We start from the raw sequence: 24828 nt of genomic DNA on the forward strand, positions 1-24828 counted from the left end.
GTTCAAGATTCAGGCGGATTCAATATGAGCATCTATACTCTCGACGATCTCAAGCAGGATGTTGCTGACGGGCGCATCGATACGGTTCTGGCATGCCAGGTGGACATGCAGGGCCGCTTGATGGGCAAGCGCTTCCAGGCCGAATACTTCCTCGAGAGCGCGTGGAAGGAAACGCATAGCTGCAACTATCTCGTTGCCACCGACATGGAGATGGAAACCGTCTCCGGCTACAAGGCGACGAGCTGGGAAAAGGGCTATGGCGATTATACCATGAAGCCGGACCTTTCGACGCTGCGCCGCATTCCATGGCTAGAGGGTACGGCGCTTGTGCTCTGCGACCTGCTTGACCACCACACCCATGAAGAAGTGCCGCATTCGCCGCGCGCGATTCTGAAGAAGCAGGTCAAGCGGCTCGAGGACATGGGCATGAAGGCCTTCATGGCTTCGGAGCTGGAATTCTTCCTGTTCGATCAGACCTATGAATCCGCGCACACGTCCGGCTACCGGAACCTGAAACTCGCCAGCGCCTACAACGAGGACTACCACATCTTCCAGACGACCAAGGAAGAGGAGGTCATGCGGGCGATCCGTACCGGGCTTCAGGGCGCGGGCATTCCCGTTGAGAATTCCAAGGGCGAGGCGTCCGCCGGCCAGGAGGAAATCAACGTTCGCTATGCCGATGCACTCACCATGGCCGATCGTCATGCTATCATCAAGAACGGCTGCAAGGAGATTGCCTGGTCGAAGGGCAAGGCAATCACGTTTCTAGCAAAGTGGCACTACAATGCCGCGGGCAGTTCGTCGCATGTCCATCAGTCGCTTTGGAGCGCGGACGGCAAGACCTCGTTGTTTGCCGACGACAATGGCAAATACGGCATGTCGCCGCTGATGGAAAACTACATTGCCGGCCTTCTCGCGCATGCCAGCGAAATCACCTATTTTCTGGCGCCCTATATCAATTCTTACAAGCGCTTCATGGCCGGGACATTCGCGCCGACCAAGGCGATCTGGAGCAAGGACAACCGCACTGCCGGCTACCGTCTGTGCGGCGATGGCACCAAGGCGATCCGTATCGAGTGCCGCGTCGGCGGCTCCGACCTTAATCCGTATCTCGCTTTCGCCGCGCTGCTCGCCGCAGGCATCAATGGCATCGAGAACAAGATGGAACTCGAAGCACCGTTCGTCGGCGACGCCTACGGCGCACGACGCGTTCGGGAAATTCCGCGGACGTTGCGGGCTGCGACGACGACGATGACCAAGTCGAAGATGCTGCGCAACGCCTTCGGCGATGACGTCATCGATCACTACACCCGCGCTGCCGAATGGGAGCAGGAAGAGTACGATCGTCGCATCACCGACTGGGAAGTGGCGCGCGGTTTCGAAAGAGCATAATAGGCGTAGCCAAGAGCGTCCGCATCCCGTCATACGATCTCCATATCTTGCGAGATTGTTTGCAGGGTGCGGCCGGTTTCGGCTCGCGAAAAGATAGGAAGGTGATCATGGGAATGATCCAATGCATTTCGCCGATCGATGGATCGGTCTACGCCGAGCGTCCGGCACTGTCGCTGGACGCCGCGAAGGAAGTCGTGGCGCGTGCACGCAAGGCGCAGAAGTCCTGGGCGAAGCGGCCGCTCGAGGACCGCGTTCAGTTGGTGCTGAAGGGCGCCGCGCGGTTGAACGAGATGTCCGATGTCGTCGTGCCGGAGCTTGCCTGGCAGATGGGCCGACCGATCCGCTACGGAGGCGAGTACAAGGGCTTCAACGAGCGATCCAACTACGTCGCCTCGATCGCAGCCGATGCGCTGGCGCCGCTTGTTGTCGAGGAAAGCGACAAGTTCGAGCGCCGCATCGAGCGCGAGGCCCATGGTGTGGTCTTCGTCGTGGCGCCGTGGAACTATCCCTACATGACAGCGATCAATACGATCGCGCCGGCGCTGATGGCTGGCAATACGGTTGTTCTCAAGCATGCTTCGCAGACCCTTGTGGTCGGCGAGCGGCTGGTTCAGGCCTTCGTCGAGGCGGGTGTTCCCGAAGATGTTTTCCAGAACGTGTTCCTCGATCACGAGACGACATCGGCGCTGATCGCCGCCGGCAGCTTCAATTTCGTCAACTTCACCGGTTCGGTCGAAGGCGGACGCTCGATGGAGCGTGCGGCGGCCGGCACGTTTACCGGGCTTGGTCTCGAGCTTGGCGGCAAGGATCCGGGCTACGTCATGGGAGATGCCGACCTCGATGCGGCTGTCGATACGCTGATGGACGGCGCGACCTACAATTCCGGCCAGTGCTGCTGCGGCATCGAGCGCATCTACGTGCATGAATCGCTCTACGACAGCTTCGTCGAGAAGTCGGTCGCCTGGGTATCGAACTACAAGCTCGGCAATCCGCTCGATCCGGAAACCTCGCTCGGGCCGATGGCTCACAAGCGCTTCGCCAAGGTCGTGCGCGAGCAGATCGCCGATGCCGTCTCCAAGGGTGCTAAGGCTCTGGTCGATTCCAAGCTGTTCCCGCAGGACGATGGCGGCGCCTATCTGGCCCCACAAATCCTCGTCAACGTCGACCACTCGATGGCCTTCATGCGCGAAGAAACCTTCGGTCCGGCCGTCGGGATCATGAAGGTGAAGAGTGACGACGAGGCAATCGCCCTGATGAACGACAGCCAGTATGGGCTGACGGCATCGCTCTGGACGCAAGATGCGGAACGGGCAGGGCGGCTTGGTCGCGAGATCGAAACCGGCACTGTGTTCATGAACCGCGCGGACTATCTCGATCCGGCGCTGTGCTGGACCGGTGTCAAGGAAACCGGCCGTGGTGGCTCGCTGTCGATCATCGGCTTCCAGAACCTGACGCGTCCGAAATCCTACCATCTGAAGAAAGTCACAGCATGAGCAGCAACATCACAGCCAACTGGAGCTATCCGACCGCCTTCAAGCTCGGCCGTGGCCGCATCAAGGAACTGGCGGATGCCTGCAAGAGCCTCGGCATCAAGAAACCGTTGCTGATCACCGATCGCGGCGTTGCGTCGATGGCGATCACCAAGACCGCGCTCGACATCCTTGAAGATGCCGGTCTCGGCCGTGCGATCTTCGCCGACGTCGATCCGAATCCGAATGAAAAGAACCTCGACGCGGGCGTCAAGGCGTTCAAGGATGGCGGCCACGATGGCGTGGTCGCCTTCGGCGGCGGTTCGGGCCTCGATCTCGGCAAGTGCGTGGCCTTCATGGCCGGCCAAACCCGGCCTGTCTGGGACTTCGAGGATATTGGCGATTGGTGGACACGGGCGAGCGTTGAGGGCATCGCGCCGATCGTGGCCGTGCCGACGACGGCGGGCACCGGCTCGGAAGTCGGCCGCGCCAGCGTCATCACCAATTCCGAAACGCATGTGAAGAAGATCATCTTCCATCCGAAGTTCCTGCCGGGTGTCGTCATCGCTGATCCGGAACTGACGGTCGGGATGCCCAAGGTCATCACGGCGGGCACCGGCATGGATGCCTTCGCGCATTGCCTGGAAGCCTATTCCTCGCCATTCTTCCATCCTATGTCTGCCGGTATCGCGCTGGAGGGCATGCGGCTGGTCAAGGAATACCTGCCGCGCGCCTACAAGGAAGGCACGGATCTTGAAGCCCGCGCCAACATGATGGCAGCCGCCGCCATGGGCGCGGTCGCATTCCAGAAGGGACTCGGCGCCATCCACGCGTTGTCGCATCCCATCGGTGCCGTCTACAACACCCACCACGGCATGACCAATGCTGTCGTCATGCCGGCAGTACTTCGCTTCAACCGTTCGGCGATCGAAGACAAGATCGCGCGGGCGGCGGCCTATCTCGGCATCTCCGGCGGTTTCGACGGTTTCTATGATTATGTGCTGCGGCTGCGCGCCGAGCTTGGCGTACCGCAGAATCTGTCGGCAATGGGAATCACCCCCGATCGCATCGACGAGCTTTCGGCGATGGCCATCGAGGACCCAAGCGCCGGCGGCAACCCGGTGGCGTTAACACTTGAGAACACCAAGATGCTTTTCAAGGATTGCTTCTGAGACAAAAGGCGGACCTGAAAACTCGCCCGGAAAGCTCTGGCTTTCCGGGCTTTTTTGTTTCTGGAATGCACACGCTTCTTCGATTTTCGCGGGGCTGCAAGAAATGTCAGCCGCAATTTCGGTGGCCATGTTTAGATATTGTTAACCATGTTTGGAAAGGATGGGTTAACGCACGATGATTTTGACAGTGTGCGACAGAGCCACAACAGGCTCGCGACATCTCCCTTCGAGGATCGAACATGCCAGTCATCACATTTGCAAACACCAAGGGTGGAGCCGGCAAGACAACGGCGGTTCTGCTTCTCGCCACCGAGCTCGCGCACAAGGGTTACCGGGTAACGATCCTCGATGCCGATCCGCAGCACTGGATTTCGCGATGGCATGAAATCTCCGGCGATGTTCCCAATGTTTCGGTGATCGATTTTGTGACTTCTGCATCGCTGCCACTGCACATCTCCGAAAACAAACAGAATACCGATTACTTTATCGTCGACCTGCCGGGTGCGCGAAATCCGCTCCTCGCCACGGCGATCGGCCTCTCCGACCACGTGCTTATCCCCATACAGGGATGCGCGATGGACGCGCGCGGCGGCGCGCAGGTTCTTGAGCTGTTGCAATATCTCGACGAGAAGGCAGGCATTAAGATCGCGCATTCCGTCGTCCTGACACGCGTCAACTCCATGGTGACGACCCGTGCGCTTTCCCTCGTCAAGTCGCTGCTCAGCGAACGCCACGTACCGGTTCTCGACACCGCCATCATCGAACGTTCGGCTTTCCGGGATCTGTTCGATTGCGGTGGCACGTTGCATTCCATGGATCCGAGCCGCGTCAGCAACCTTGACAAGGCGCGTGAGAACGCGCTCTGTTTTGTCGAGGAAATGATGCTCAAGTTACCCGTGAAGCTTCCGGTTGCGGTACGCCTCTCCGGTCTGCTGATGCGTGACGCGGCCTAAATCCTGCGAATTGAAAGAAGCGCCGCGGCTGTTTCGCGGCGCTTTTGCTTTGTCAGGACGGCCTGGCGATGCATTCTCTCTGGCATGGAATTCCGGTGCCGTTTCTGCCGTGCCCGACCTGATATGTCAGGCCGGGCGGGGTGCTGTCATCGACGAGAACCTTCTTGCCATAAGCGGTCCTACCCGAACCGAATTCCGCCGTCCGCAGGTTGAGTTGATGACGAGGGTTAGGCTTGCCTCAATCGGCGAACTCCACAGTGACACCGGGCTTCACCATCTTGGCGAGTTCCGTAGCGTCCCAGTTCGTCAGGCGGATGCAGCCGTGGCTCTGTGTGCGGCCGATCTTCGAGGGTTCCGGCGTCCCGTGAATGCCGTAGGTCGGCTTCGAAAGCGCCATCCAGACCGTTCCAACGGGACCGTTCGGCCCTGGCGGGATATTCAGGATTTTGTCGTTGGCGCCCTGTTGGAAATTGATCTTCGGGTTGTAGGTGTAGCCCGGATTGAAGGCAACGCGCTCGACAGTCACGGTGCCCGACGGTGAGGGGGTGTCGGTGGAGCCGATAGAGGCCGGGTAGGCGGCAATCAGGTTGCCTGCATTGTCATAGGCGAAGATCTGCTTTTTTCCCTTGTCGGCAATGATACGGGCAACCGCACCGGTCTTTGGTTGACCGGGGTTGATCACTTTGACGATCGTGCCGGGAACCGTGAAATCCACGCCCGGATTGATCTCCTTCAGGAAGCCTTCGTCCATGTGGAAGCGCTCCGCCAGCATTTCCGTCGTGGATGTGTAGGCAAGCGACGACAAAGCGGCCTTGTGAGCGTAATCCTCGGGAATTTCCGCCACATAAGGCCCCGCTGCATCCGCTGGCGTGATCGTGTAGCCGATGACCGGCAAGCCCCCGTTCATTCGCAACTGTTCAAGAATTGCGTCGGTATTGTTAGGATCAAGGGTCTCGCCTGTCATCTGCTGATAGGCGTAGATTGCCTTTGTTACATTCGAGCCCATGTGGCCATCGATCGCGCCGGGGGATATGCCTGAGCGGTCGAGGAACACCTGCAGGGCAACGATCTCAGTCTTGGACTTGTTCTTGAGTGTTATGGCCGGTTCCGAAGGAGGCTTTGGCTGAACCATCTCCGGCGCTTGCTGGTAGGGGTCTATAGAGGCATAGTCGTCCGGAGCGGGCGGGAAGCCCTGGTCGTCGAGCGGCTGGCGATCAACGGCGCCGCCATGCGGGATCGAGCCGGTCACCGCACCACGTTCCGCGTAGCGCGAGTCGCCGTAGGGATCGTCGCCGTAGTATGTGTCGCCATTGTCGGCCCGCGACGGTGGTCTCGGATAGTAGCCGCGCGCACGCATCTCGGTGGCAACGATATTGCCATAGGAATCGACGAGGACCCGATTGCCGCTTCGGTCGCGCGCATAGGCCGATCCCGACGGGACATAATCGAGAATATCACCATCGGGCGTCACGAAGACGATACCGAACTGTCGATGGCCGTAAACCTGCTGGGCACCCGCCATCGATACCGACGCAGCAAAAGCCGCAAGCAGAACCGCACAAGACAACCCCGATTTTACAAAGCGATTCACGTCTTCATACCCTTCAGTGACCTGTTCGACACACACCTGCGAATTTTGACGCTAGTGTGGAATTTATGAGATCGTGCTGAATAAAATATAAAAATATTGTGATTTCTCCTTTAGCCATAAACATTTGGGATGGCGAAGTGGTTCCAACGAAATTGCAGCCCCGCTTCGTGGTCCGCCCGAAGCGCATGGGCGATTGACGAAATGCTACGCCAAACCTAACGCTACGGCCGCCGACAAAAATGGGAGAAGCGAGACTATGATCGAGTTTGTCGCCGCCACTGGGCCGCGTCTCATGCTGGATGAAGCATCGTTGATGGATATCGGCGGGTGCGTCGTCGAGGGCGTTGACATTGCGCCCAAGAAGGCTGTCCCCGATGACGGTGACCTGCGCATCTCGCACTCGGTCGAGGGCTTCCTTTTCACGTGCGGCCCTGACCATATCCGTCATCGGGAGCCGATAGCCGGGCGGGACGACGGCAAGGTTTATCCGTTGCATGGCTCGGCACCGGGGCACGCAGCGAAGGTTCTCTGGACGAAATTCGTGGACGGCAACGCCGAGTGCCGCGCAGATATCGACCTGACGACAGTGCAGGGGCTGCCGGCGCGGATCGAGCGCCATTGGTTCATCGACGGACGCACCGGCGAGGCTCATCTCAAGGACAAGGTGATCAATACCAGCGATCAGGTGGTGCCCACCTTTTTGATGTACCACATGAACATCGGCGGAAAATGGCTCGACGCCGGCGCGCGGCTCGAGGGCGGCATGCTCGCTGGGGGAGGGTTCCCCTGGAGTTTTGGCGAAGAGCCGGGTGGCATTTTCTGTGTGGAAGCGCCGGCGAGTGAAAACGACTTTACCGAAGTTCGTCTTGGACCGATCGCGGCAATCGCGGGCAAAACATTGCGGGTGCGCGTGCTGGCCGAGACACTGCCGTATCTGCAGGTGTGGCGGAACCAGAAGGCGCCCGTGGATGTGCTGGGGATCGAGCCGGTGTCCCATCGCTGGGTATCGCGTTCGGAACTCGAGGCAAGTGGTGAATTCGTCATGCTCAAGCCCGGCGAGAGCCGTCAGTATGGACTCAGCTTTGCTTTCGTTTGAGCGATCCTCGGTTGACGCTGCGCATGCCGCGGCGTAGTCATGCAGCCCACGATTTCAGGAGGATTTGCGATGGACATTCGCCCGATCGATGATGAGTATTCGGTTTCCGGACAGATCACAGTCGAGGAGCTCGATGAGATCAAGGCTTTGGGCTTCAAGTCGATCGTCTGCCATCGTCCGGACCAGGAAAGCATGGACCAGACGCCTTTTGCGATGATCGAAGCCCGGGCGAAGGAACTCGGTCTGGAGATCGCGCATGTTCCGGTCGGGACTATGGGTGTGACGGAAGAAGCTGTTGCTGGCATGGTCGATGCGCTCGACGAATTTCCGCGCCCGATGCTCGGCTATTGCCGCTCCGGCGCCCGCTCGACGGCGATCTATCAGAAGACCCATCACATCCGCGCCTAGTTTCGGCGGATCATCACATCAGGCGCCGCGCGTTGAGCGGCGTCTTTCATTTCATAGCAAGGAGAACATCATGAGCATCAAGCGCCTCGACGTCGGCGCCCGCATGAGCGGCGCAGTCATCCACGGCAATACCGTTTACCTCGCTGGCCAGGTCGGCGAAGGCGAGAGCGTCACGGATCAGTGCAAGTCTGCGCTTGCTGAAGTCGACCGTCTTCTTGCTGCATCGGGCTCCAGCAAGTCGAAGATCCTGCAGACGATCATCTATCTCTCCGACATTGCTTATTTCGCTGAAATGAACGCGGCATGGGAAGCCTGGGTCGATCCGGCCAACCCGCCTGCTCGTGCAACCAGCGAAGCCAAGCTCGCTGCGCCGAAGTACAAGGTCGAATTCATCGTCACGGCTGCGCTCTAAGTTCGTCGCCATCTTGATTTGGAGAGCCGGTGGGTTCGCTCACCGGCTTTTTGTTTGAGCGATCTGCGACAACGTGCGCGTCGGCGTAATCGCTTCCGGATCAAACTTCACCTCGATGATCGCGGGAACGCCGCTGGCGCGGGCGCGCTCGAAGGCAGGGGCGAAGTCCTCGGTTTTCTCCACCGTTTCGCCGTGGCCGCCGTAGGCACGGGCAAGCGCTGCGAAATCCGGGTTGGTGAGATCGGTGCCGCTGACGCGGCCGGGATATTCGCGCTCCTGATGCATGCGGATCGTGCCGTAGATGCCGTTGTTGATCACGATAGAGATGATTGGCAGGCGGTAACGTACGGCCGTTGCGAACTCCTGCCCATGCATCAAGAAACAGCCATCACCGGCAAAGCAGATCACCTCGCGCTCGGGGAATAGCCGCTTGGCAGCCACAGCAGCGGGCAGGCCGTAGCCCATGGAGCCGGAGGTGGGGGCGGCCTGCGTGTTGAACTGCCGGAAGCGGTGGAAACGGTGCAGCCAGGTCGAGTAGTTGCCGGCGCCGTTGGTGAAGATAGCGTCGGCGCGGGTGTTTTCCTCGAGCCATTCCATGATCGGTCCCATTTGGACATTACCGGGGCCGGTTTCTGGTGGTTTGGACCAGGCGAGGTAGGCTTGGTGCATGCGCTCGGTGCGCTCGGCCCAACGTGCCTGTGTCGGCGCTTCGAGATCGGCAAGGGCGGCGACGAAATCCTGCGGGCTGGCACAGATTGCGAGCTCCGGCCGGTAGAGGTGGCCGAGTTCTGACGGGTCGGGGTAGATGTGAACGAGTTCCTGCTGCGGATAGGGGATGTCAATCAGGGTGTAGCCCGATGACGGCATTTCCGACATGCGGCTGCCGAGCAGGATCAGCAGATCGCTCTCCCTGATCTCCTTGGCGAGCGTCGGGTTGATGCCAATGCCGACATCGCCGGCGTAGCTCGGGTGCAGGTGATCGAACAGCATCTGGCGGCGGAAGGAGCAGCCGACCGGCAGCTTGAATCTATCGGCGAAGCCTTGGAAGTCCGCCACGGCATCGGCATCCCAACGAGTTCCGCCGAGGATGACCATCGGGTGCTCGGCTTTGAGCAAGCGCAGATAGAGGTCATCGATCTGGCTGCTGCCGGGATGTGCTTCGACGCGGGCGTAACGCTTGGCACGCGGGGCCTCGACCTCGTCGCGCAGCATGTCCTCTGGCAGTGACAGGACGACGGGACCGGGACGGCCGGAGGTCGCGACGGCAAAGGCGCGGGTGACGAACTCGGGGATGCGGGATGCATCGTCGATTTCGCCCACCCATTTGGCGAATTCGGTGAACGCGCGGCGGAACTCAACCTCCTGGAATGCCTCCCGCTCGCGCGCGTCACGCTGAACCTGGCCGATGAAGAGGATCATCGGAATCGAATCCTGCCGAGCGATATGCAGGCCGGCAGAGGCGTTCGTGGCGCCCGGGCCGCGCGTGACCATGCAGATGCCGGGCTCGCCGGTGAGCCGGCCCCATGCATCTGCCATCATCGCCGCACCACCTTCCTGGCGGCAGACGACCACATCGATGTCGCTGTCGTATAGCGCGTCGAGAACGGCGAGGAAACTCTCGCCGGGCACGCAGGAGAGGCGTTTCACGCCATTCGCTTTGAGTGCCTCGACGATCAGTTCCCCGCCGGTTCTTTTCATAATGCCTTCTTCCTCTCCAGTTCGGCGAGTTCCGCCAGAACCTCCTCCTGATGCTCTCCCAATCGCGGACTTGGCCGATCGTAGCGCAATGGTGTCTGCGACAATATCACCGGCGTCCTCACACCGGGAATGACGGTGCCGACCGCGTCCTCGAGGTCTATGCGCAGGCCGCGTGCCCGGACTTGCGGATCAGCGAACATCTCCTCGATCGTATTGATCGCGCCTGCCGGAACGGCATTCGTCTCGCAGGCACTGAGCAAGTCGGCCTTCTGCCATTTCAGCGTTTCGGTCGAAACCAGCCGACGCAGCTCGTCGCGATTGGCGACGCGGGCCTTGTTTGTCGAGAAGCGGCCATCATCTGCCAGGGTTTCAAGACCGAGAATGGCACAAAGCCGACGGAACTGGCCGTCGTTGCCGATCGCGAGAATGAGATAGCCGTCGGATGCCGGAACGACCTCGTAGGGTGAGATGTTCGGATGGGCGTTTCCCAGCCGCGTCGGGGCGTGGCCCGAAACCAGGTAGTTCATGTTCTGGTTGGCGAGCACGGCCGACTGCACATCAAGCAGCGCCATATCGACCAACTGGCCTTCGCCTGTTTTCAGCGCGTGGATGAGGGCGGCCTCGATGGCCGAGACGGCGTAGATGCCGGTAAAGATGTCGGCGATCGCGACGCCTGCCTTCATCGGTTGACCGTCAGGCTCGCCCGTTATCGACATGAACCCGGACATGCCCTGCACGATGTAATCGTAGCCAGCGAGGCTGGCATAGGGACCGGTCTGCCCGAATCCGGTGATCGAGCAATAGACCAGCTTCGGATTGGTCGTCTTCAAGCTGTCGTAGTCGAGGCCGTATTTGACAAGCCCGCCGACCTTAAAATTCTCGACAACGACATCGGCCGTGGCAACAAGGCGGCGCACCAGCGCCTGATCTTGTGCGCTCCTCAGGTCGGCCGTAATGGAGCGCTTCCCGCGATTGGCGGAATGGTAATAGGCGGCAGAGAGGTTCTCGCCGTCGGCGCCTTCAACGAAGGGCGGTCCCCACTGCCGGGTATCGTCGCCGCCGTCGGGGTTTTCAACCTTGATGACGTCGGCGCCAAGATCGGCAAGCATCTGGCCTGCCCATGGGCCGGCGAGCACACGGGCAAGCTCGATCACACGAATGCCGGTCAGTGGCGGCTTTTTGAGCCAGGTCTCCGTCATGTTCCTCCCACGGTCACATCAGGGTGCTCGCGCCGATTGAGATGTATCGGATACCGGTCTGGATGCAAAGCGGCGCTCGCGCCAGATGATGTAAAAGCCAGATCCCATTATGATGAAGATGCCGAGCCATTTGAGAGCGTCCGGGAAGTCGCCAAACACCAGCCAGGCGAAGGCGGTGGCAGAGACGATCTCGAAATACTGCAGGGGTGCCAGTGTCGAGGCGGGCGCCGAGCGATAGGCATAGACGCCGAGGATGCCGGCAATAGCTGCGGTCACGCCGACGCCCACAAGATAAAGAGCCGCGCGCCCGTCCGGCATGACCGGGTCGAAAATGTCAGAGCCGCTTCCGTGGCCGACGAACAACAGAACGGCACAGATGAGCAGTCCCCAAAGCCCCATGTGGAACTGCATGACCCAGGGATCCTCACGCTGGGCAAGCGCGCGGTTCATCATTGCCGAAATTGCAATGCAGAACGCGCTGACGACGGGCAGCAGCGCGACGTAGCCGACCTCCTGAAAGCTCGGCTGGATGATCAGGACGGCGCCGAAGAAGCCGACGCCGCAAGCCGTGTAGCGCCGCCAGCCGATCGCTTCCTTGAGGAAGATGCTGCTGAGGATCGTCAGGATGATCGGTTCGACAAAGAAGATCGCAATTGCGTCTGCCACCGCCATGTATTTCAACGTGGTGACGAAGGAGATCATCGAGACAGTGATGATGGCGCCGCGGATTGCGTGGAAAAAGCTCTGTCGCCAGGTGATCTCGGCCAGATTCTTCCGCCACAGCACGACCGGCAACATGCACAGGGCCTGCACAGCAAAGCGTGCGGCGGTGATTTCCGCCGACGGGATGGTGGCGATGGCGAGCTTTGAGAAAATGTCGATGATCGGCGACACGAGAACAGACACGGACATCAGCATGATGCCCATCATCACCTCGGAAGAGGCGGTCGCGGAGAGGGCATGGTTGCTGTTGCTGCTCATTGCGGTCCTTCTTCTCAGGACGTCGCGATCGCGTCGTCACACCAATCGGCAAAGGCCGAAATGGCTGCGTCGGCGCCAATCTCGTTGAGTGTCTCGTGGCGCATATCCTGATATATCTGTGTGGTGATACGAGAGAAGCCCGCCGCTTTCAAATGCTTTGAAAGCCAAACGATCGCTTTTCCGTTGGCTGTTGCCGGATCCCTGCCGCCGCCGACGAGATGGATCGGTGTTCGGTTCGAAAGGCGGGCGAGTTGTGCCTGCTGCGGCGCCCGGAAAGTCAGTTCGAAAAGGTCGAGCCAGAGGGACACGGAAGCGTCGAAGCCGCACAAGGGGTCTGCTATGTATTTATCCACTTCGGCGGGGCTGCGCGACAACCAGTCGAAATCCGTGCGGCGATCGGTGATCGCCTTGCCCCATGTTTCGAAAGTCAGCTTCGGCAGGAGCGCACTTGGCACATCGGAGCCCTTCAACGCACGTTCCGCGAACAGGAGTGCCTGCGCCACCCGACCGGCGATCCCCGGATTGAAATTGGAGTTCCATATCGCGAGGGCGTCGAATTTGTCGGGGTAGGTGACGGCCGCGTTGAGCGCGATCAAGCCGCCCATGGAATGACCGAACAGAACGACGGGCAAGCCGGGATGCTGTTGGACCGCATGGTCGCGCATCGCCGCGACATCAGCGAGCACCCGGCCTACACCGTTACGCCGGGCAAACTGGCCGATGGGCGCATCGGAGGCGCTTGTTTCGCCATGCCCACGATGATCGTGGGCATAGACATGGTAACCGCGGGCAGACATGGCGTGCGCGAAGCCGGCATAGCGTTTCGAATGCTCCGCCAGCCCATGGGAAATGACGAGTATTCCACCGGCGTCAGCTGTTGCCGGCTCATGATGAAAGGCAAGCGAGGTTTCCGCTGCCTGTAGGCGCTGCGTTTCTGCGAACATTCGTTCCTCCGTTGCGGCGAAAAGACCAGATCGCAGGGTAAATGCAACATGCCGTGGTCTCTATACGACGGAATATCTTCCCCTATGGATTGAGGGTTGCCGAAACAGGTTCGGCATGATTAGTTGTTCATGAATTGTTCTTGGTTTTGGGGGCGAGAATGAGCAACCGGTTTTTTCGCGCAGTGTTTGTATTCGTCGCATTCGCCTTGGCCGGTATCGCCAATGCCCAGGACGGCGGTCAGCGGACAGTGTTCATTCTTGCAGCGAGTTGGCAGCCGGCATTCTGCGAAACCAACCATCGGAAGCCGGAATGCGCCAGCCAGACGAACGACCGGTTCGATGCCTCCAATTTCTCCCTGCACGGCTTGTGGCCGATGCGGAAAGACTACTGCGGCGTTTCCGACAGTTTGCGAACGGCGGACAAGGAAGGCGATTGGAACGAGTTGCCGGCGGTCGAGCTTTCCGCGGGAAACAGAGCGGCGCTGGACAAGGTCATGCCCGGCACGCAATCCGGCCTTGAACGGCATGAGTGGATCAAGCACGGCACGTGCGCCGGAATAAGCGCCGAGGAGTATTTTGGTACCGCGGTTCGCCTTGTGAGCGAGTTGAACGCTTCCGCTGTCCGCGAGCTTTTCGCCGCCAACATCGGCAAGTCGCTGACGGCCGGCGAGATCAAGGCCGCTTTCGACAAGAGCTTCGGTGCCGGTGCGGGCGACCGCGTCAAAATGAGTTGCCGGCGTGGAGGCAGCAGCCGGGTCATCAGCGAATTGACGATCGGCCTTTCCAAGGAATCAACCGAGGATAGGAGTGCAGCTCTCCGCCAGCTCATCCAGGGCGCAGGCAGCACGTCCTTTGGCTGCGACGAGGGCATGGTGGAAGCTGCGGGATTCTGATTGCCTGACAGTATCGCGTCGTCTTTTGCCTGCCTGGCATAGGACAATATTAAATCCGAGATGCGTATTCTTCAGCATTGTAGCGATTGGGTGCAAGGCATCGCATGGATTCAGCTGTGGTATTGACCGGAGACAGACAGTCTGCCACGCGCAGCTTCTCTTTGCTTCGCACCGTTCTCATCATCTATTGCACGGCGCTGGCAATGGTCTTGTTCGATGTTGCAGATGGCATTCTGTTTGTCGGTGACATCGACGATCAGATGCGCGAGCTGCAGATTCGCTATCTGCTATCGCCGCACGGGCGCTGGTTTGATCTCAGCTTGCCTTTCATAGCCACGCCGGACACCTATGTTTCGCCCTGGTCGCGGCTGGTGGACCTACCCTATGTCCTGATTGTGAAGCTACTTTCCCCCTTCCTTTCATTGGAAGCGTCCCTCCCGCTTTCCTTCCTCATTTGGCCACCGATGATGCTGGCCATTTTCTGCTTTCTGGTCGCCTCCACCGTGCACGGTCTTATCGCCCGCCACGCCTTCACCCAACTCGCCTATACGCTTTTGCTCATGCTCATCACCATGCTCATGAGCATAGGTGTGTTGGAATTCGCGCCGGGCCGCGTCGACCATCACAATGCGCAGATTATCGCGATGATGATGACTGTCGCGGGATTGGTCCGCTGGGATAGAGTTGGTGGCTTGATGATGGGTGCAGGCGCTGGAGTCTCGACGGTCATTGGTCTCGAAAGCCTTCCGTTCGTCACCATCGCATATGCCGGCCTGATCGCTTGCTATGTGGCAGGCGTAGCGAAGGCTCGCGATTTGATTGTCTCGGCGTCTGCCGCAATGATCGGCGTTATCCTGTTTTCGGCGTTGGCGTTTGTCGGCCCGACCGGTGCGATATCCACGCAATGCGACGCGTTCTCGGCGCCCTATATCTTTCTCGCGGTCGCGTTTTCCGTAGTGCTTTCCGTATGTGCTCTGATCAACGATGATCATGGCAAGCCATTGCACAAGGCATTGTGGCTGGCTCTTCCGGCGTCGGGCGTTTGTTGGGGGGCCGCCGTCCTGTTTCCCTCCTGCCTTGCCGGTCCCTATGGCATTATTGACCCGCTTTCACGTGAACTCTGGTTTGCGCGCATCTGGCAGGAGCGCAGCATTTTCTACTTCTACCAAAACGGCCAATATGATCTGCTAGCACTCATAGCATTGACGACCGGCCTCTTGGTTCTCGCTTTTCCAGCGATAGTGGCAAAGGCCAAGGGCGGATCGGTTGGGCCGGCAATTGGCTTTGCTGTTGTGGCGGGCGCGCTCGTTCTTACAGTTTTCATCACCCGCAATATTCGCTTCCCCATAGCTCTGGCTCCAGTCTTCCTGCCGCTGGCCGTCGCCAGCATGATCCATTCCCGCAGAGCGAGCAAACGTGCCGTGTTTGCGGCAGTCTCGGTACTGGCCGGCCTCTTCGGTCTTTGGTTCGCGATTCCTGTAGGGCAGCACGAGTTCGATGCGGTCGACTACATGGCGGCCAGCGATTGCGCCGGTCAGGATTTCTCTGTCCTGGCCGCCGCCAGGCCGGGGCGCATAGCGGCCCCGCAAGGCATCGCGCTGCCGGTCCTTTTTGCCGCGCGCGACGGATTTTCGGTCGGAGCAGTGCCGTTTCATCGTGCTGCGCCTGGAATGAAGCGCATGTTCGAAGCATTTCGATCGCCTGACCCCGCCATTCGTCGCCAGGCGCTGGAGCCTTTCGACTACGTCGCTGTTTGCCGTTTTCCGCTGCAGGTGGATCCGAAGGAGGCACCGCTCTACGCTGCGCTAGCCGCAGGGCAATCCTGGCCGGGGCTAACCCGTATCGATCCACCGGGAAAATCCAACTTCCAGCTGTTTCGGATCGACCATACCCAGCTCCGTTAGCTCGTGCATCCGGCTGTTCCGTCGTCGCGCGCCGTCTTTACAAAAGGCGAGGGTTTTTGGCGTCCGCGCGTTGCTCCTCGGCCCCAATTCGCCTACATAGCGGCAAACCTGAAATTCCCCGCGGAGCAACGCATCAATGGCACGTCAGTTCATTTATCACATGTCGGGACTCAACAAGTCCTACGGCGCCAAGAAAATCCTCGAAAACGTTAACCTGTCCTTCTACCCCGATGCCAAGATCGGTATTCTCGGTCCGAACGGCGCCGGTAAGTCGACCGTGCTGCGCATCATCGCCGGTCAAGACAAGGAATTCACCGGCGAAGCCTGGCTCGCCGAAGGTGCGACCGTCGGCTATCTCGAGCAGGAGCCGCATCTCGATCCGACGAAGACCGCGTTCGAAAACGTCATGGTCGGCGTAGCCGACAAGACCGCCGTGCTCGAGCGTTACAACGAGCTGATGATGAACTATTCCGACGAGACCGCGGAAGAGGGCGCCAAGCTTCAGGACATCATCGACAGCCAGAACCTCTGGGACCTCGAACAGCAGGTCGAGATGGCGATGGAAGCCCTACGCTGCCCGCCGAAGGAATCGGACGTGACGCTGCTGTCGGGTGGTGAGCGTCGTCGTATCGCGCTCTGCCGCCTGCTCTTGTCGCAGCCGGACCTGCTGCTGCTCGACGAACCGACGAACCACCTTGACGCCGAAACCATCGCGTGGCTCGAAAAGCACCTGCGCGCCTATCCCGGCGCCGTGATGATGATCACCCACGATCGCTACTTCCTCGACAACGTCACCGGCTGGATCCTCGAGCTCGACCGCGGCCGTGGAATTCCTTACGAAGGCAACTACTCGGCCTACCTGCAGGCGAAAGCCAAGCGCATGCTGCAGGAAAACCGCGAAGAAGCCGGTCGTCAGAAGGCGATCTCGCGCGAACAGGAATGGATCGCTTCCAGCCCGAAGGCGCGTCAGTCGAAGTCCAAGGCCCGTATCAAGTCCTACCAGCAGCTGGTCGATGCCGCCGAAGGCATCCGTCCCGGTGACGCACAGATCATCATCCCGGTGTCTGAGCGTCTCGGCAACGTCGTTATCGAGATGGAAGGCATCACCAAGGGCTTTGAAGGCCGCACGCTGATCAACGACCTGTCGATCAAGCTGCCACCGGGCGGCATCGTCGGCATCATCGGCCCTAACGGCGCCGGCAAGACGACGCTATTCAAGATGATCACCGGCCAGGAAAAACCCGATGCCGGATCTGTCCGTATCGGCGAGACCGTGCATCTCGGTTATGTCGACCAGAGCCGCGACGCGCTCGACGGAAGCAAGACGGTCTGGGAAGAAATTTCCGGCGGTGCCGAAGTCATCAAGCTTGGCAAGTTCGACATGAACTCGCGCGCTTATTGTGGCGCCTTCAACTTCAAGGGTGGCGACCAGCAGCAGAAGGTCGGCAATCTCTCCGGTGGTCAGCGTAACCGTGTCCACCTTGCCAAGATGCTGAAGGCCGGTGGGAACGTGCTGTTGCTCGACGAACCAACCAACGACCTCGACACTGAAACGCTGGGCGCGTTGGAAACGGCGCTCGAGAACTTCGCCGGCTGTGCGATCATCATCAGCCACGATCGCATGTTCCTCGACCGCCTTGCGACCCATATTCTCGCCTTCGAAGGCGATGGCCATGTGGAATGGTTCGAAGGCAACTTCGAGGACTATGAGCAGGATAAGGTTCGTCGTCTCGGTGCCGACGCCCTCAACCCTGGCAGCCAGGCGTACAAGCGCTTGACGCGCTGATCGCGGGTTTCAAAGTCGCATTCAAAACCCCGGTTCGCCGGGGTTTTTTGTGGTGGCCATGTCGCTATTCGTTCACTTAATTTCGTGTACGAGAAGGGAATTGCTGCTTGCCAGTCTCGAACAATTCACATAAAGATATCTTTATATGTTGATTGGATCGGGTATGGGTGAACCTATCGGGCTTGGGTTGGATGAATTGGTGGACGTCCTTAGGGCCGCCGGCGAGCCTACGCGCCTGCGCCTGCTGGCGCTGCTGAATGCCGGCGATCTGACGGTTACCGATCTTACAGAAATTCTTGGCCAGTCCCAGCCTCGCATCTCCCGCCATCTGAAGCTGCTCGGCGAAGCGGAACTGATTGACCGGTATCAGGAAGGGGCCTGGGCGTATTTCCGGCTCCGCCAGGACGGAAAGTCTGTCGCATTCGTCCGTAGTCTGTTGAGGCACGCTTCGGGAAACGACCCGGTGATTTTGCGAGACGGCGAGCGTCTCGCCGGGGTTAAGCTCCAGCGTGCTGAACGAGCTCAGGCTTACTTTAGCCGCAACGCAGCGGAATGGGATGAACTGCGTCGGCTGCACGCGGCCGATGAGGAAGTCGATGCGGCGGTGATCCGACTCCTCGGCAACCAGCCGATCGACTCGCTGCTGGATCTCGGCACCGGAACGGGCCGGATTCTCGACCTGTTGTCTGGACTCTACCGTCGGGCAATCGGCGTCGATGCAAGCCGCGACATGCTGAGCGTTGCGCGCGCCAACCTCGATAAATCGGGGATCACCAAGGCGTCCGTTAGGCAAGCCGATATCCTGAACTTGCCTTTCGAGGCGCAGGATTTCGATGTCGTCACGATCCATCAGGTTCTGCATTTTTTCGATCAGCCGGATATCGCCATTGGCGAGGCGGCACGTATGCTACGTCCGGGCGGGCGGCTGGTCATTATCGATCTGGCTCCGCACACGCTGGAATATCTTCGCGACGAACATGCCCATGTCCGTCTCGGCTTCTCGCACCAGTCGATGTCTGATTGGCTGCGCAAGGCCGGGCTCGATGTCGAGCAGATCGTCGATCTTCATCCGGGTCATCAGAGCGGGCAAGGGCTTACGGTCACTGTCTGGCTCGCGCGTGATCCAAGGCGTCTCATGGCCTCGGCCGGAATTGAAAGCGCCATACCCACATTTGCCGGGAGAGAATGACATGGCACCAAACAGCGACGCACGCCGCAAAATCGGCATTTCCTTCGAATTCTTTCCGCCGAAATCGGAAGAAATGGAGGGCCAGCTGTGGCATGCGGTCAGCGAGTTGCAGGATTGGAATCCTGACTTTGTCTCGGTGACCTATGGCGCAGGAGGCACGACCAAGGCGCCGACGCTCGCGACGGTCTCGCGATTCCTCGCGAATACGCCGCTTGCCACCGCATCGCATCTCACCTGCGTGGGAGCGACCAAGGACGAAACCCATAGCGTCATCGACAGCTTCCGGCAGGCTGGCGTCAAGCACTTCGTTGCACTTCGCGGTGATGCCCCCGCTGGCGTTGGTGCACCGTATCAGCCGCATCCGGGCGGCTATGCGAATGCCGCCGCGCTCGTTGCGGGATTGCGCGAGATCGGCGATTTCGAGATTTCGGTCTCCGCTTATCCGGAAAAACATCCGGAAAGCCGGGATTCGGCTGCTGACATCGACATGCTGAAGCAGAAGGCCGACAACGGCGCGGACCGTGCTCTGACGCAGTTCTTTTTCGACAACGACAATTTCGAGCGATACCTCGAGAAGGTGCGGGCAGCAGGCATCAGTATTCCGATCGTGCCGGGAATCATGCCTATCTTGAACCTGACGCAGCTGAAGCGTTTCGCAGGCGCTTGCGGCACCGTCATTCCCGGCTTTCTCGACGAGCGCTTTTCAGGTTACGACGACAAACCGGAGGAGCGGGCGAAGGTTGCGGCCGAGGTGGCTGCCGAGCAGATCGAGGATCTGGCGCGCCGTGGACTTGCCGATTTTCATCTCTATACGATGAACCGCGCGCCGCTTGTCTCCGCCGTTCTCACCAATCTCGGCTTCAAGCGCGAGGTCGGAAAGAACTTAGGCACAGGTGCTGCTGCCTAGTTTAAACAATGTCCAACACAAATAGAAAAGCGCATGTCCTCGCGGCATGCGCTTTTCTGTTTCATTGAGTTTCGCTACTCAGGAGTCTCGGCACCATCCACTTTGCACGTCAACAATGCTCAAATGAAAAGCATTGACAATACGAATGCAAACGCCGCACTGACCAAAAGGACATTCAAGGATTGCGTTAGTCCCATGTCTGTCTCCTCGCGTTAACGTTCACATAATATGTCGTGAATGTGTCGCTTGGGAAGCGATTTTTTTGCTGCGTTGCGGCGAAAATGTCACATGGTGTACTGGTATGCGGTGCCAAGTAGCTGAATTTTCTCTCGAAAATTGCCCCGGAAATTATTCACAGATTTTAACGTCGCGTTAAAGTCGGCGATCCGGTCTCAATACTTGGGGCGGGATGAAGGCATTGCCGAACTACATGAAAAGGCGGCGCAAACCGAAGCAAAAAGCCGGGTCGAAGACCCGGCTGCATAGCTGACACCGATGCGGGCTCAGAGTGAGTTGAGAAGTGTCTGGGTTGCCCAGCCGTCGGCGGGCATGCCGAGCCGCTGCTGTTCCTTCTGGATCGCAACGCGGGTTCCTGATCCGAGGATACCGTCTACCTTCCCGACATCATGACCGAGGGTATCCAGCTTTGTCTGCAGCTCTTTCATCTGATCGTTGGAAAGACCTTGTTCAGGCGTGCCCTTGAGGTAGGGCTCGGCGCCGGAAAGACGGGTTCCGAAGTAGGCGGCGGAAGTCGTGTAGATGAACGATTTGTTCCATTCGAGATAGATCTGGAAGTTCGGATAGGCGATGAACGTCGGTCCGAGGCGGCCCTGTGGCAGGACGAGGTCACCGTGCAGGTTCGCGAAGCTGGTATTGCCGTCGCGCGGCTTCACTCCGAGCGCAAACCATTCGCCCGCGGTGAGGGGACCACCCAGGCCAGACTTCTCCCAAGGCAGGCTTTCGGGAAGGGTTACTTCCTGAAGCCATGGCTGGCCCTTCTGAAAACCGAGATGCTGGATGAACTTTGCTGCCGTCAGGATGGCATCAGGCCCGCTCTGCTTCAGGCGCACATGGCCGTCGCCGTCGCCGTCCATGCCATAGGCGATGATATCGCGCGGCAGCATCTGAACCTGGCCGATCTCGCCTGCCCAGGCGCCAGTGTTGGTCGCCGGATCAAGGTCTCCGTGCTGAACCATCTCGATCAGCGCGATCAACTGCGGGCGGAAGAGTTCGGGGCGGCGGCAATCGTGGGAAAGCGTCACCAGGGCATTGCGCGTGTTGAAATCGCCCTGCACGGCCCCGAAATCGGTCTCCATGGCCCAGAACGCCGTAATCACGCCGGCCGGAACGCCGAATTCCTGTTCGGCGCGCGCAAAGACGTCGGCAAACTGTTTCATCTTCTGGCGACCGATATCGAGGCGTGCCTGGCTGACGGTGCGCTGGGAAAACTCGAGGAAGGTCTGCTTGAAGACGCCCTGAGCGCGATCGCGGCTCAGGACCTTCGGATCGATCTGTGCGCCCGCAAGCGCCATGTCGGCTGCCTCCGCCGTTGCGCCGGCGGCGATCGCCTCAGCCTTCACGCCAGCCAGAAATTCGGTCAGGTCGCCATCGCATGCCGGGGCAGGTGTTGAGGAAGCCGTAGCCGGAGCGGCTGCACCATTGGGAGCCGGGGTTTGCGCAGCTGCGCCCGATACGATGCCGGCGGCAAACAAGAGTGCAAGTGCCGAGCGGCTTGCGAGCGAGCGTTGCATGGTTCAGATCCTCGTCATCAATGGAGTTTCCGTCGATTTCTCAAATGATTGTGACGGAAGCAAGAAGGATTACGGGACGTTACTAAGAATTCGTGCCTTTCGACACGGCGGCTACCCAATTGTGCCAGTTCTTTTCAGAACCGGCGAAGACGTTGATGTCCGTCGGCCCCTTGATGCCGGGAATAACGCCGGTCGATGTGTACTGCCAGAACGCCCAGCGGCGGTCGGCATAGGTGACCTCGGGATGCGCGGCGACGGAGCGGACCCAGAAATGATAATCCTGGAAATAGCCGACCAGATTGTCGCGATGGAAATCGACCGATGTATAGATAATCGGACGCTTGCCATAATATGCCTCCAGGCGGTCCATGAAGCGCTGGAGCTGGATCCTGACGGTGGCCGGATCCGGTCGATAGCGGCAGGTCTTCGATTCGGAATTCCACTCGACATCAAGCACCGGCGGCAGGCGCATTGATTGCTTCGGCACGTTGCTGATGAACCAGTCCGCCTGTTCATCGGGCGTGGAGCAGAAATAGTAGAAGTGGTAGGGGGCGTGCGGAATTCCGGCGGCGCCGGCACGCTGCCAGTATTCATTGAAGCGAGCGTCAATCCGGTCCTTGCCTTCTGTCGCCTTGATGAAGGCGAAGGCCACACCCGAGCTCTTTACGGTCTTCCAGTCGATGTCGCCCTGCCACTTGGACACGTCGATGCCGTGGATCGGATTTCGCTCGGGGTGTTTGGGTCCGAAGTCCTGAGGATCGGTATCCTTGAAACGGGTCTTCGGCTTTACCGATGCCGTTTCCAGATAATCGTAGCCCGACGATGTGCAACCGGCGAGCATGATAGCCAACGGCAGAACGCAAAACAGGAGCCGGCGCATAGGTGTTCCGTTATGAACAGAATGATCTTGATGCCCCACAGCCTGACCTTCGTAAAAGACGCGTCCAGCAGAGGAATGTCCCCTCTATTCTTCATATCAACGTAAAAATTCGGTTAGTTTCAAGCGAAATATCAGGCTTTGGTCACAATGACCGCTCGCCAGGCGTAGCCGCCGCCAACCGTTTCGAATGCCAGTCTCGCATCGTTTTCAGTGGCTTGGGCCTCCAGAAACGGTCGCAAATTTGCCCGTGGGGTGACATGAAATTTTGCGAGCCATGCCTTGAGAAAGTGGCCGAACCAACGCGGCAGGCGTTCCTGCTGGCCAAAATCGACGATATGCAACTCGCCGCCCGGGGCGAGAGCCGCAACCGCAGCGTCGACTGCACGCTCCCAATCGGGGATCATGGACAGGGCGTAGGAAATCAGGATGCGGTCAAATCCGCCAACTCCGAATTGGCTCGGCGTGAAGGTGGTGGCGTCTGCAACCCGGAAATCAGGAGCGGTCGCCCTCGTCGCGAATGTCTTGCGCGCGGAATTCAGCATCTCCTGCGAGATGTCGAGACCGAACAGCCGAGCCTGCGGAAAGTGGTGGTGGGCGAGTACAAGGTTGCGGCCGGTTCCGCAACCGACTTCCAGAAGGGTGCCGCCCGTCGGGACATTGAGGCTGCGGATCGTTTGATCGCGGCCGAGGAGGTAGTATTTGCGCGTCAGGTCATAGACGTGTCGCTGGTAGCGATACATGCCGTCCATGAGATCGGCATGGCTGTCGGCGGGACGCGCATCGGCCCCGCTCACGCTTTCTTCCCGTAGATGTGAAAGCCGCCATAGATTGCAGAGCGATCCAGGGCCGTCAGCTCAAGCGAACGCTCTTCAAGGTAGATCCAGCGGTCGCGGATTGCCGGCGACAGGCGCCCCTCGATGATGCTCTTCTCGGCGGCGGTGCGGAAGATGACGCGAGCACCCTCGCGGGCTGTGCGGCTGATCTCTGCCCAAAGATCGTTCAACTGCTGATCCGTCATCCAGTCCTGGGCGTCGAGAAGGATGTAGCGGTCACGCGAGAGCGCCGGTTCGTGGGCAAGCAGTTCGGTGAAGCTTGCGTGATGAACGGTGACGCGATCGACGTTGGCGCGGATCGCCTGGTAGTGATCAGGCTTCAGATAGGTCGGAAGCGGGCCTTCGTCGGCGCGCGCGTAACGGCGAGCAAAGGCTTGCCACGCGAAATAATTGTCCTGCATCGGGAAATGGCAGGCGAGCTTCTCAAGGCGATGTCTGAGCACCGGCGCGATCGACTGATCGGCGGCGAGGCTTGCCAGTTCGTCATATTGCTGTGGTGGGATGCCGAGGCCGAAGAGCGAGCTCTTCCGGCCAGTGATCCAACGCACGACCGGCTTGTCGAAAAGCGGCGCGATCCGTTCGTCGAAGAACTGCCGCTGTTCGCGCAGGGAGCGCGCTTTGGTGATTTCCTTGAGATCGACGCCATGCAGGCGGGCAAGCAGATGCGCTGCACCGATAAAGCGCCCCAGTAGGCCGGTCTCGTAGATGTTGCGATCGAAAACCGTTACGCGACGGCGACCGAACTTTCGGCCGTTCCAGTAGTTCCGGGTTGCGTCATCAAGCTGTGGAGACAGGAACCGATCAAAGGCAAGGCTATTCGACGTCTGTCGCGGCATTGCGAGGAAGCGAACCAAGTCGGCGTGGCTAGGCAGATGCCGGAATGCCGCCAGCTTGAGGCGGTTTAGCGCGATGTGATGCGGGTTCAGATCAACCACATCGATCGAGGCAGGACCTTTCGACAGATATGCGAGCATGTTGCAGCCACCTGAGCCGATAGTGACGACGCGGTGATGCGGCTGAAGCTCCATCGCTTCCATGTCCAGATCAGGATCTTCCCAGATCTGCGGGTAGACGAGGCCGGAAAACAGCAATCCGAAAAGACGCTCCGAGAGGCCATCTTTTGAGAAGGCGTTGTGGCGGAGAAGCGCTGCCTTGAGTTTCCGGTTCTTGCGGAAGCCGGCATCCGGTGCAAATTCCGTCATGTGAGTCTCTCACCCGTTTAACGTTCAGCGCGTGTAACGCGCGGCCGCTACAGTTTGATGACGCACCCTGTGGGTAAGGATTTCCACCATAATTCAATAGGAGAGAAGCTCGTTTCCATTGACGGACCTTTCGCATGACAATGTTTCCTGCTTCTCTGTTCCGGCGGA

General features: G+C 59.5%; 21 protein-coding genes. 12 read left to right on the forward strand and 9 right to left on the reverse strand.

The annotated features are described in order from the left end of the window. The first annotated feature begins 24 nt into the window (after positions 1-24). From ASC90_RS06755 to ASC90_RS06770, 4 genes are all read left to right on the forward strand, one after another. A complete protein-coding gene (locus ASC90_RS06755) occupies positions 25-1392 on the forward strand; it encodes a glutamine synthetase family protein (RefSeq protein ID WP_056537267.1) in 1368 nt (455 codons plus the stop codon). A 107-nt stretch (positions 1393-1499) separates the two neighbouring features. Next, positions 1500-2885, forward strand: coding sequence for an aldehyde dehydrogenase family protein (locus ASC90_RS06760; RefSeq protein WP_056537269.1), 1386 nt, complete (start codon positions 1500-1502; stop codon positions 2883-2885). Then, positions 2882-4033 carry an iron-containing alcohol dehydrogenase gene (locus ASC90_RS06765; RefSeq protein WP_056537271.1) on the forward strand — a complete coding sequence of 384 codons (1152 nt, stop codon included), beginning with the start codon at positions 2882-2884 and terminating at the stop codon, positions 4031-4033. The genes ASC90_RS06760 and ASC90_RS06765 overlap by 4 nt, the downstream gene beginning before the upstream one ends. A 239-nt stretch (positions 4034-4272) precedes the next feature. Then, on the forward strand, positions 4273-4986 hold the full coding sequence (locus ASC90_RS06770; protein ID WP_056537274.1) for a ParA family protein: 714 nt from the start codon (positions 4273-4275) through the stop codon (positions 4984-4986). A 238-nt stretch (positions 4987-5224) separates the two neighbouring features. On the opposite strand, the gene ASC90_RS06775 is transcribed toward ASC90_RS06770, so the two are convergent. Continuing rightward, complete coding sequence (locus tag ASC90_RS06775) at positions 5225-6577, reverse strand: L,D-transpeptidase (RefSeq protein WP_056537278.1); 1353 nt, start codon at positions 6575-6577, stop codon at positions 5225-5227. A gap of 256 nt (positions 6578-6833) precedes the next feature. Here ASC90_RS06775 and ASC90_RS06780 point away from each other — a divergent pair, with 256 nt between their 5' ends. The 3 genes from ASC90_RS06780 (at position 6834) to ASC90_RS06790 (ending at position 8493) form a co-directional block, all read left to right on the forward strand. Next, a complete protein-coding gene (locus ASC90_RS06780; RefSeq protein WP_056537281.1) occupies positions 6834-7673 on the forward strand; it encodes a DUF4432 family protein in 840 nt (279 codons plus the stop codon). 69 nt (positions 7674-7742) lie between these two features. Continuing rightward, positions 7743-8081 (forward strand): TIGR01244 family sulfur transferase, encoded by a 339-nt coding sequence (locus ASC90_RS06785; RefSeq protein ID WP_056537283.1) that lies wholly within the window; start codon positions 7743-7745, stop codon positions 8079-8081. A gap of 70 nt (positions 8082-8151) precedes the next feature. Then, on the forward strand, positions 8152-8493 hold the full coding sequence (locus ASC90_RS06790; protein ID WP_056537288.1) for a RidA family protein: 342 nt from the start codon (positions 8152-8154) through the stop codon (positions 8491-8493). Positions 8494-8532: 39 nt separating this feature from the next. Here ASC90_RS06790 and ASC90_RS06795 read toward each other — a convergent pair whose 3' ends face one another. The 4 genes from ASC90_RS06795 to ASC90_RS06810 are packed head-to-tail and all read right to left on the reverse strand — an operon-like array spanning position 8533 to position 13315. Further along, positions 8533-10191: a thiamine pyrophosphate-binding protein gene (locus ASC90_RS06795; RefSeq protein ID WP_056537291.1), complete on the reverse strand. Its 1659-nt coding sequence runs from the start codon at positions 10189-10191 to the stop codon at positions 8533-8535. Beyond that, positions 10188-11390, reverse strand: coding sequence for a CaiB/BaiF CoA-transferase family protein (locus ASC90_RS06800; RefSeq protein ID WP_056537294.1), 1203 nt, complete (start codon positions 11388-11390; stop codon positions 10188-10190). Before ASC90_RS06800 ends, ASC90_RS06795 begins: the two co-directional genes overlap by 4 nt. An 18-nt stretch (positions 11391-11408) precedes the next feature. Next, complete coding sequence (locus tag ASC90_RS06805) at positions 11409-12371, reverse strand: DMT family transporter (RefSeq protein WP_056537297.1); 963 nt, start codon at positions 12369-12371, stop codon at positions 11409-11411. Positions 12372-12385: 14 nt separating this feature from the next. After that, positions 12386-13315, reverse strand: coding sequence for an alpha/beta hydrolase (locus ASC90_RS06810; protein WP_056537300.1), 930 nt, complete (start codon positions 13313-13315; stop codon positions 12386-12388). 158 nt (positions 13316-13473) lie between these two features. Between ASC90_RS06810 and ASC90_RS06815 the strand changes: the two genes are divergently transcribed. From ASC90_RS06815 to metF, 5 genes are all read left to right on the forward strand, one after another. Then, complete coding sequence (locus tag ASC90_RS06815) at positions 13474-14208, forward strand: ribonuclease (protein ID WP_056537306.1); 735 nt, start codon at positions 13474-13476, stop codon at positions 14206-14208. A gap of 104 nt (positions 14209-14312) precedes the next feature. Further along, positions 14313-16112, forward strand: coding sequence for a hypothetical protein (locus tag ASC90_RS06820; protein WP_056537310.1), 1800 nt, complete (start codon positions 14313-14315; stop codon positions 16110-16112). A gap of 136 nt (positions 16113-16248) precedes the next feature. Then, positions 16249-17898, forward strand: coding sequence for an energy-dependent translational throttle protein EttA (gene ettA / locus ASC90_RS06825; protein WP_056537314.1), 1650 nt, complete (start codon positions 16249-16251; stop codon positions 17896-17898). Between the two features lie 163 nt (positions 17899-18061). Then, entirely contained in the window at positions 18062-19087 is a 1026-nt protein-coding gene (locus ASC90_RS06830) for a metalloregulator ArsR/SmtB family transcription factor (protein WP_056537317.1), read from the forward strand. A 1-nt stretch (position 19088) separates the two neighbouring features. Next, a complete protein-coding gene (gene metF, locus ASC90_RS06835) occupies positions 19089-19994 on the forward strand; it encodes a methylenetetrahydrofolate reductase [NAD(P)H] (protein WP_056537319.1) in 906 nt (301 codons plus the stop codon). Between the two features lie 503 nt (positions 19995-20497). Here the strand turns inward: metF and ASC90_RS06840 are convergent. The 4 genes from ASC90_RS06840 to ASC90_RS06855 form a co-directional block, all read right to left on the reverse strand. Then, positions 20498-21745 (reverse strand): lytic murein transglycosylase, encoded by a 1248-nt coding sequence (locus ASC90_RS06840; RefSeq protein ID WP_056537322.1) that lies wholly within the window; start codon positions 21743-21745, stop codon positions 20498-20500. Positions 21746-21827: 82 nt separating this feature from the next. Beyond that, entirely contained in the window at positions 21828-22625 is a 798-nt protein-coding gene (locus ASC90_RS06845; RefSeq protein WP_056537323.1) for a GH25 family lysozyme, read from the reverse strand. A 131-nt stretch (positions 22626-22756) separates the two neighbouring features. Then, entirely contained in the window at positions 22757-23374 is a 618-nt protein-coding gene (locus ASC90_RS06850) for a class I SAM-dependent methyltransferase (RefSeq protein ID WP_056537499.1), read from the reverse strand. Positions 23375-23415: 41 nt separating this feature from the next. After that, positions 23416-24660 (reverse strand): DUF3419 family protein, encoded by a 1245-nt coding sequence (locus ASC90_RS06855; protein ID WP_056537325.1) that lies wholly within the window; start codon positions 24658-24660, stop codon positions 23416-23418. Between the last annotated feature and the right edge of the window lie 168 nt (positions 24661-24828).

The organism is Rhizobium sp. Root1220 (assembly GCF_001426265.1).
In the GTDB taxonomy this organism is placed as follows: Bacteria; Pseudomonadota; Alphaproteobacteria; order Rhizobiales; family Rhizobiaceae; genus Rhizobium.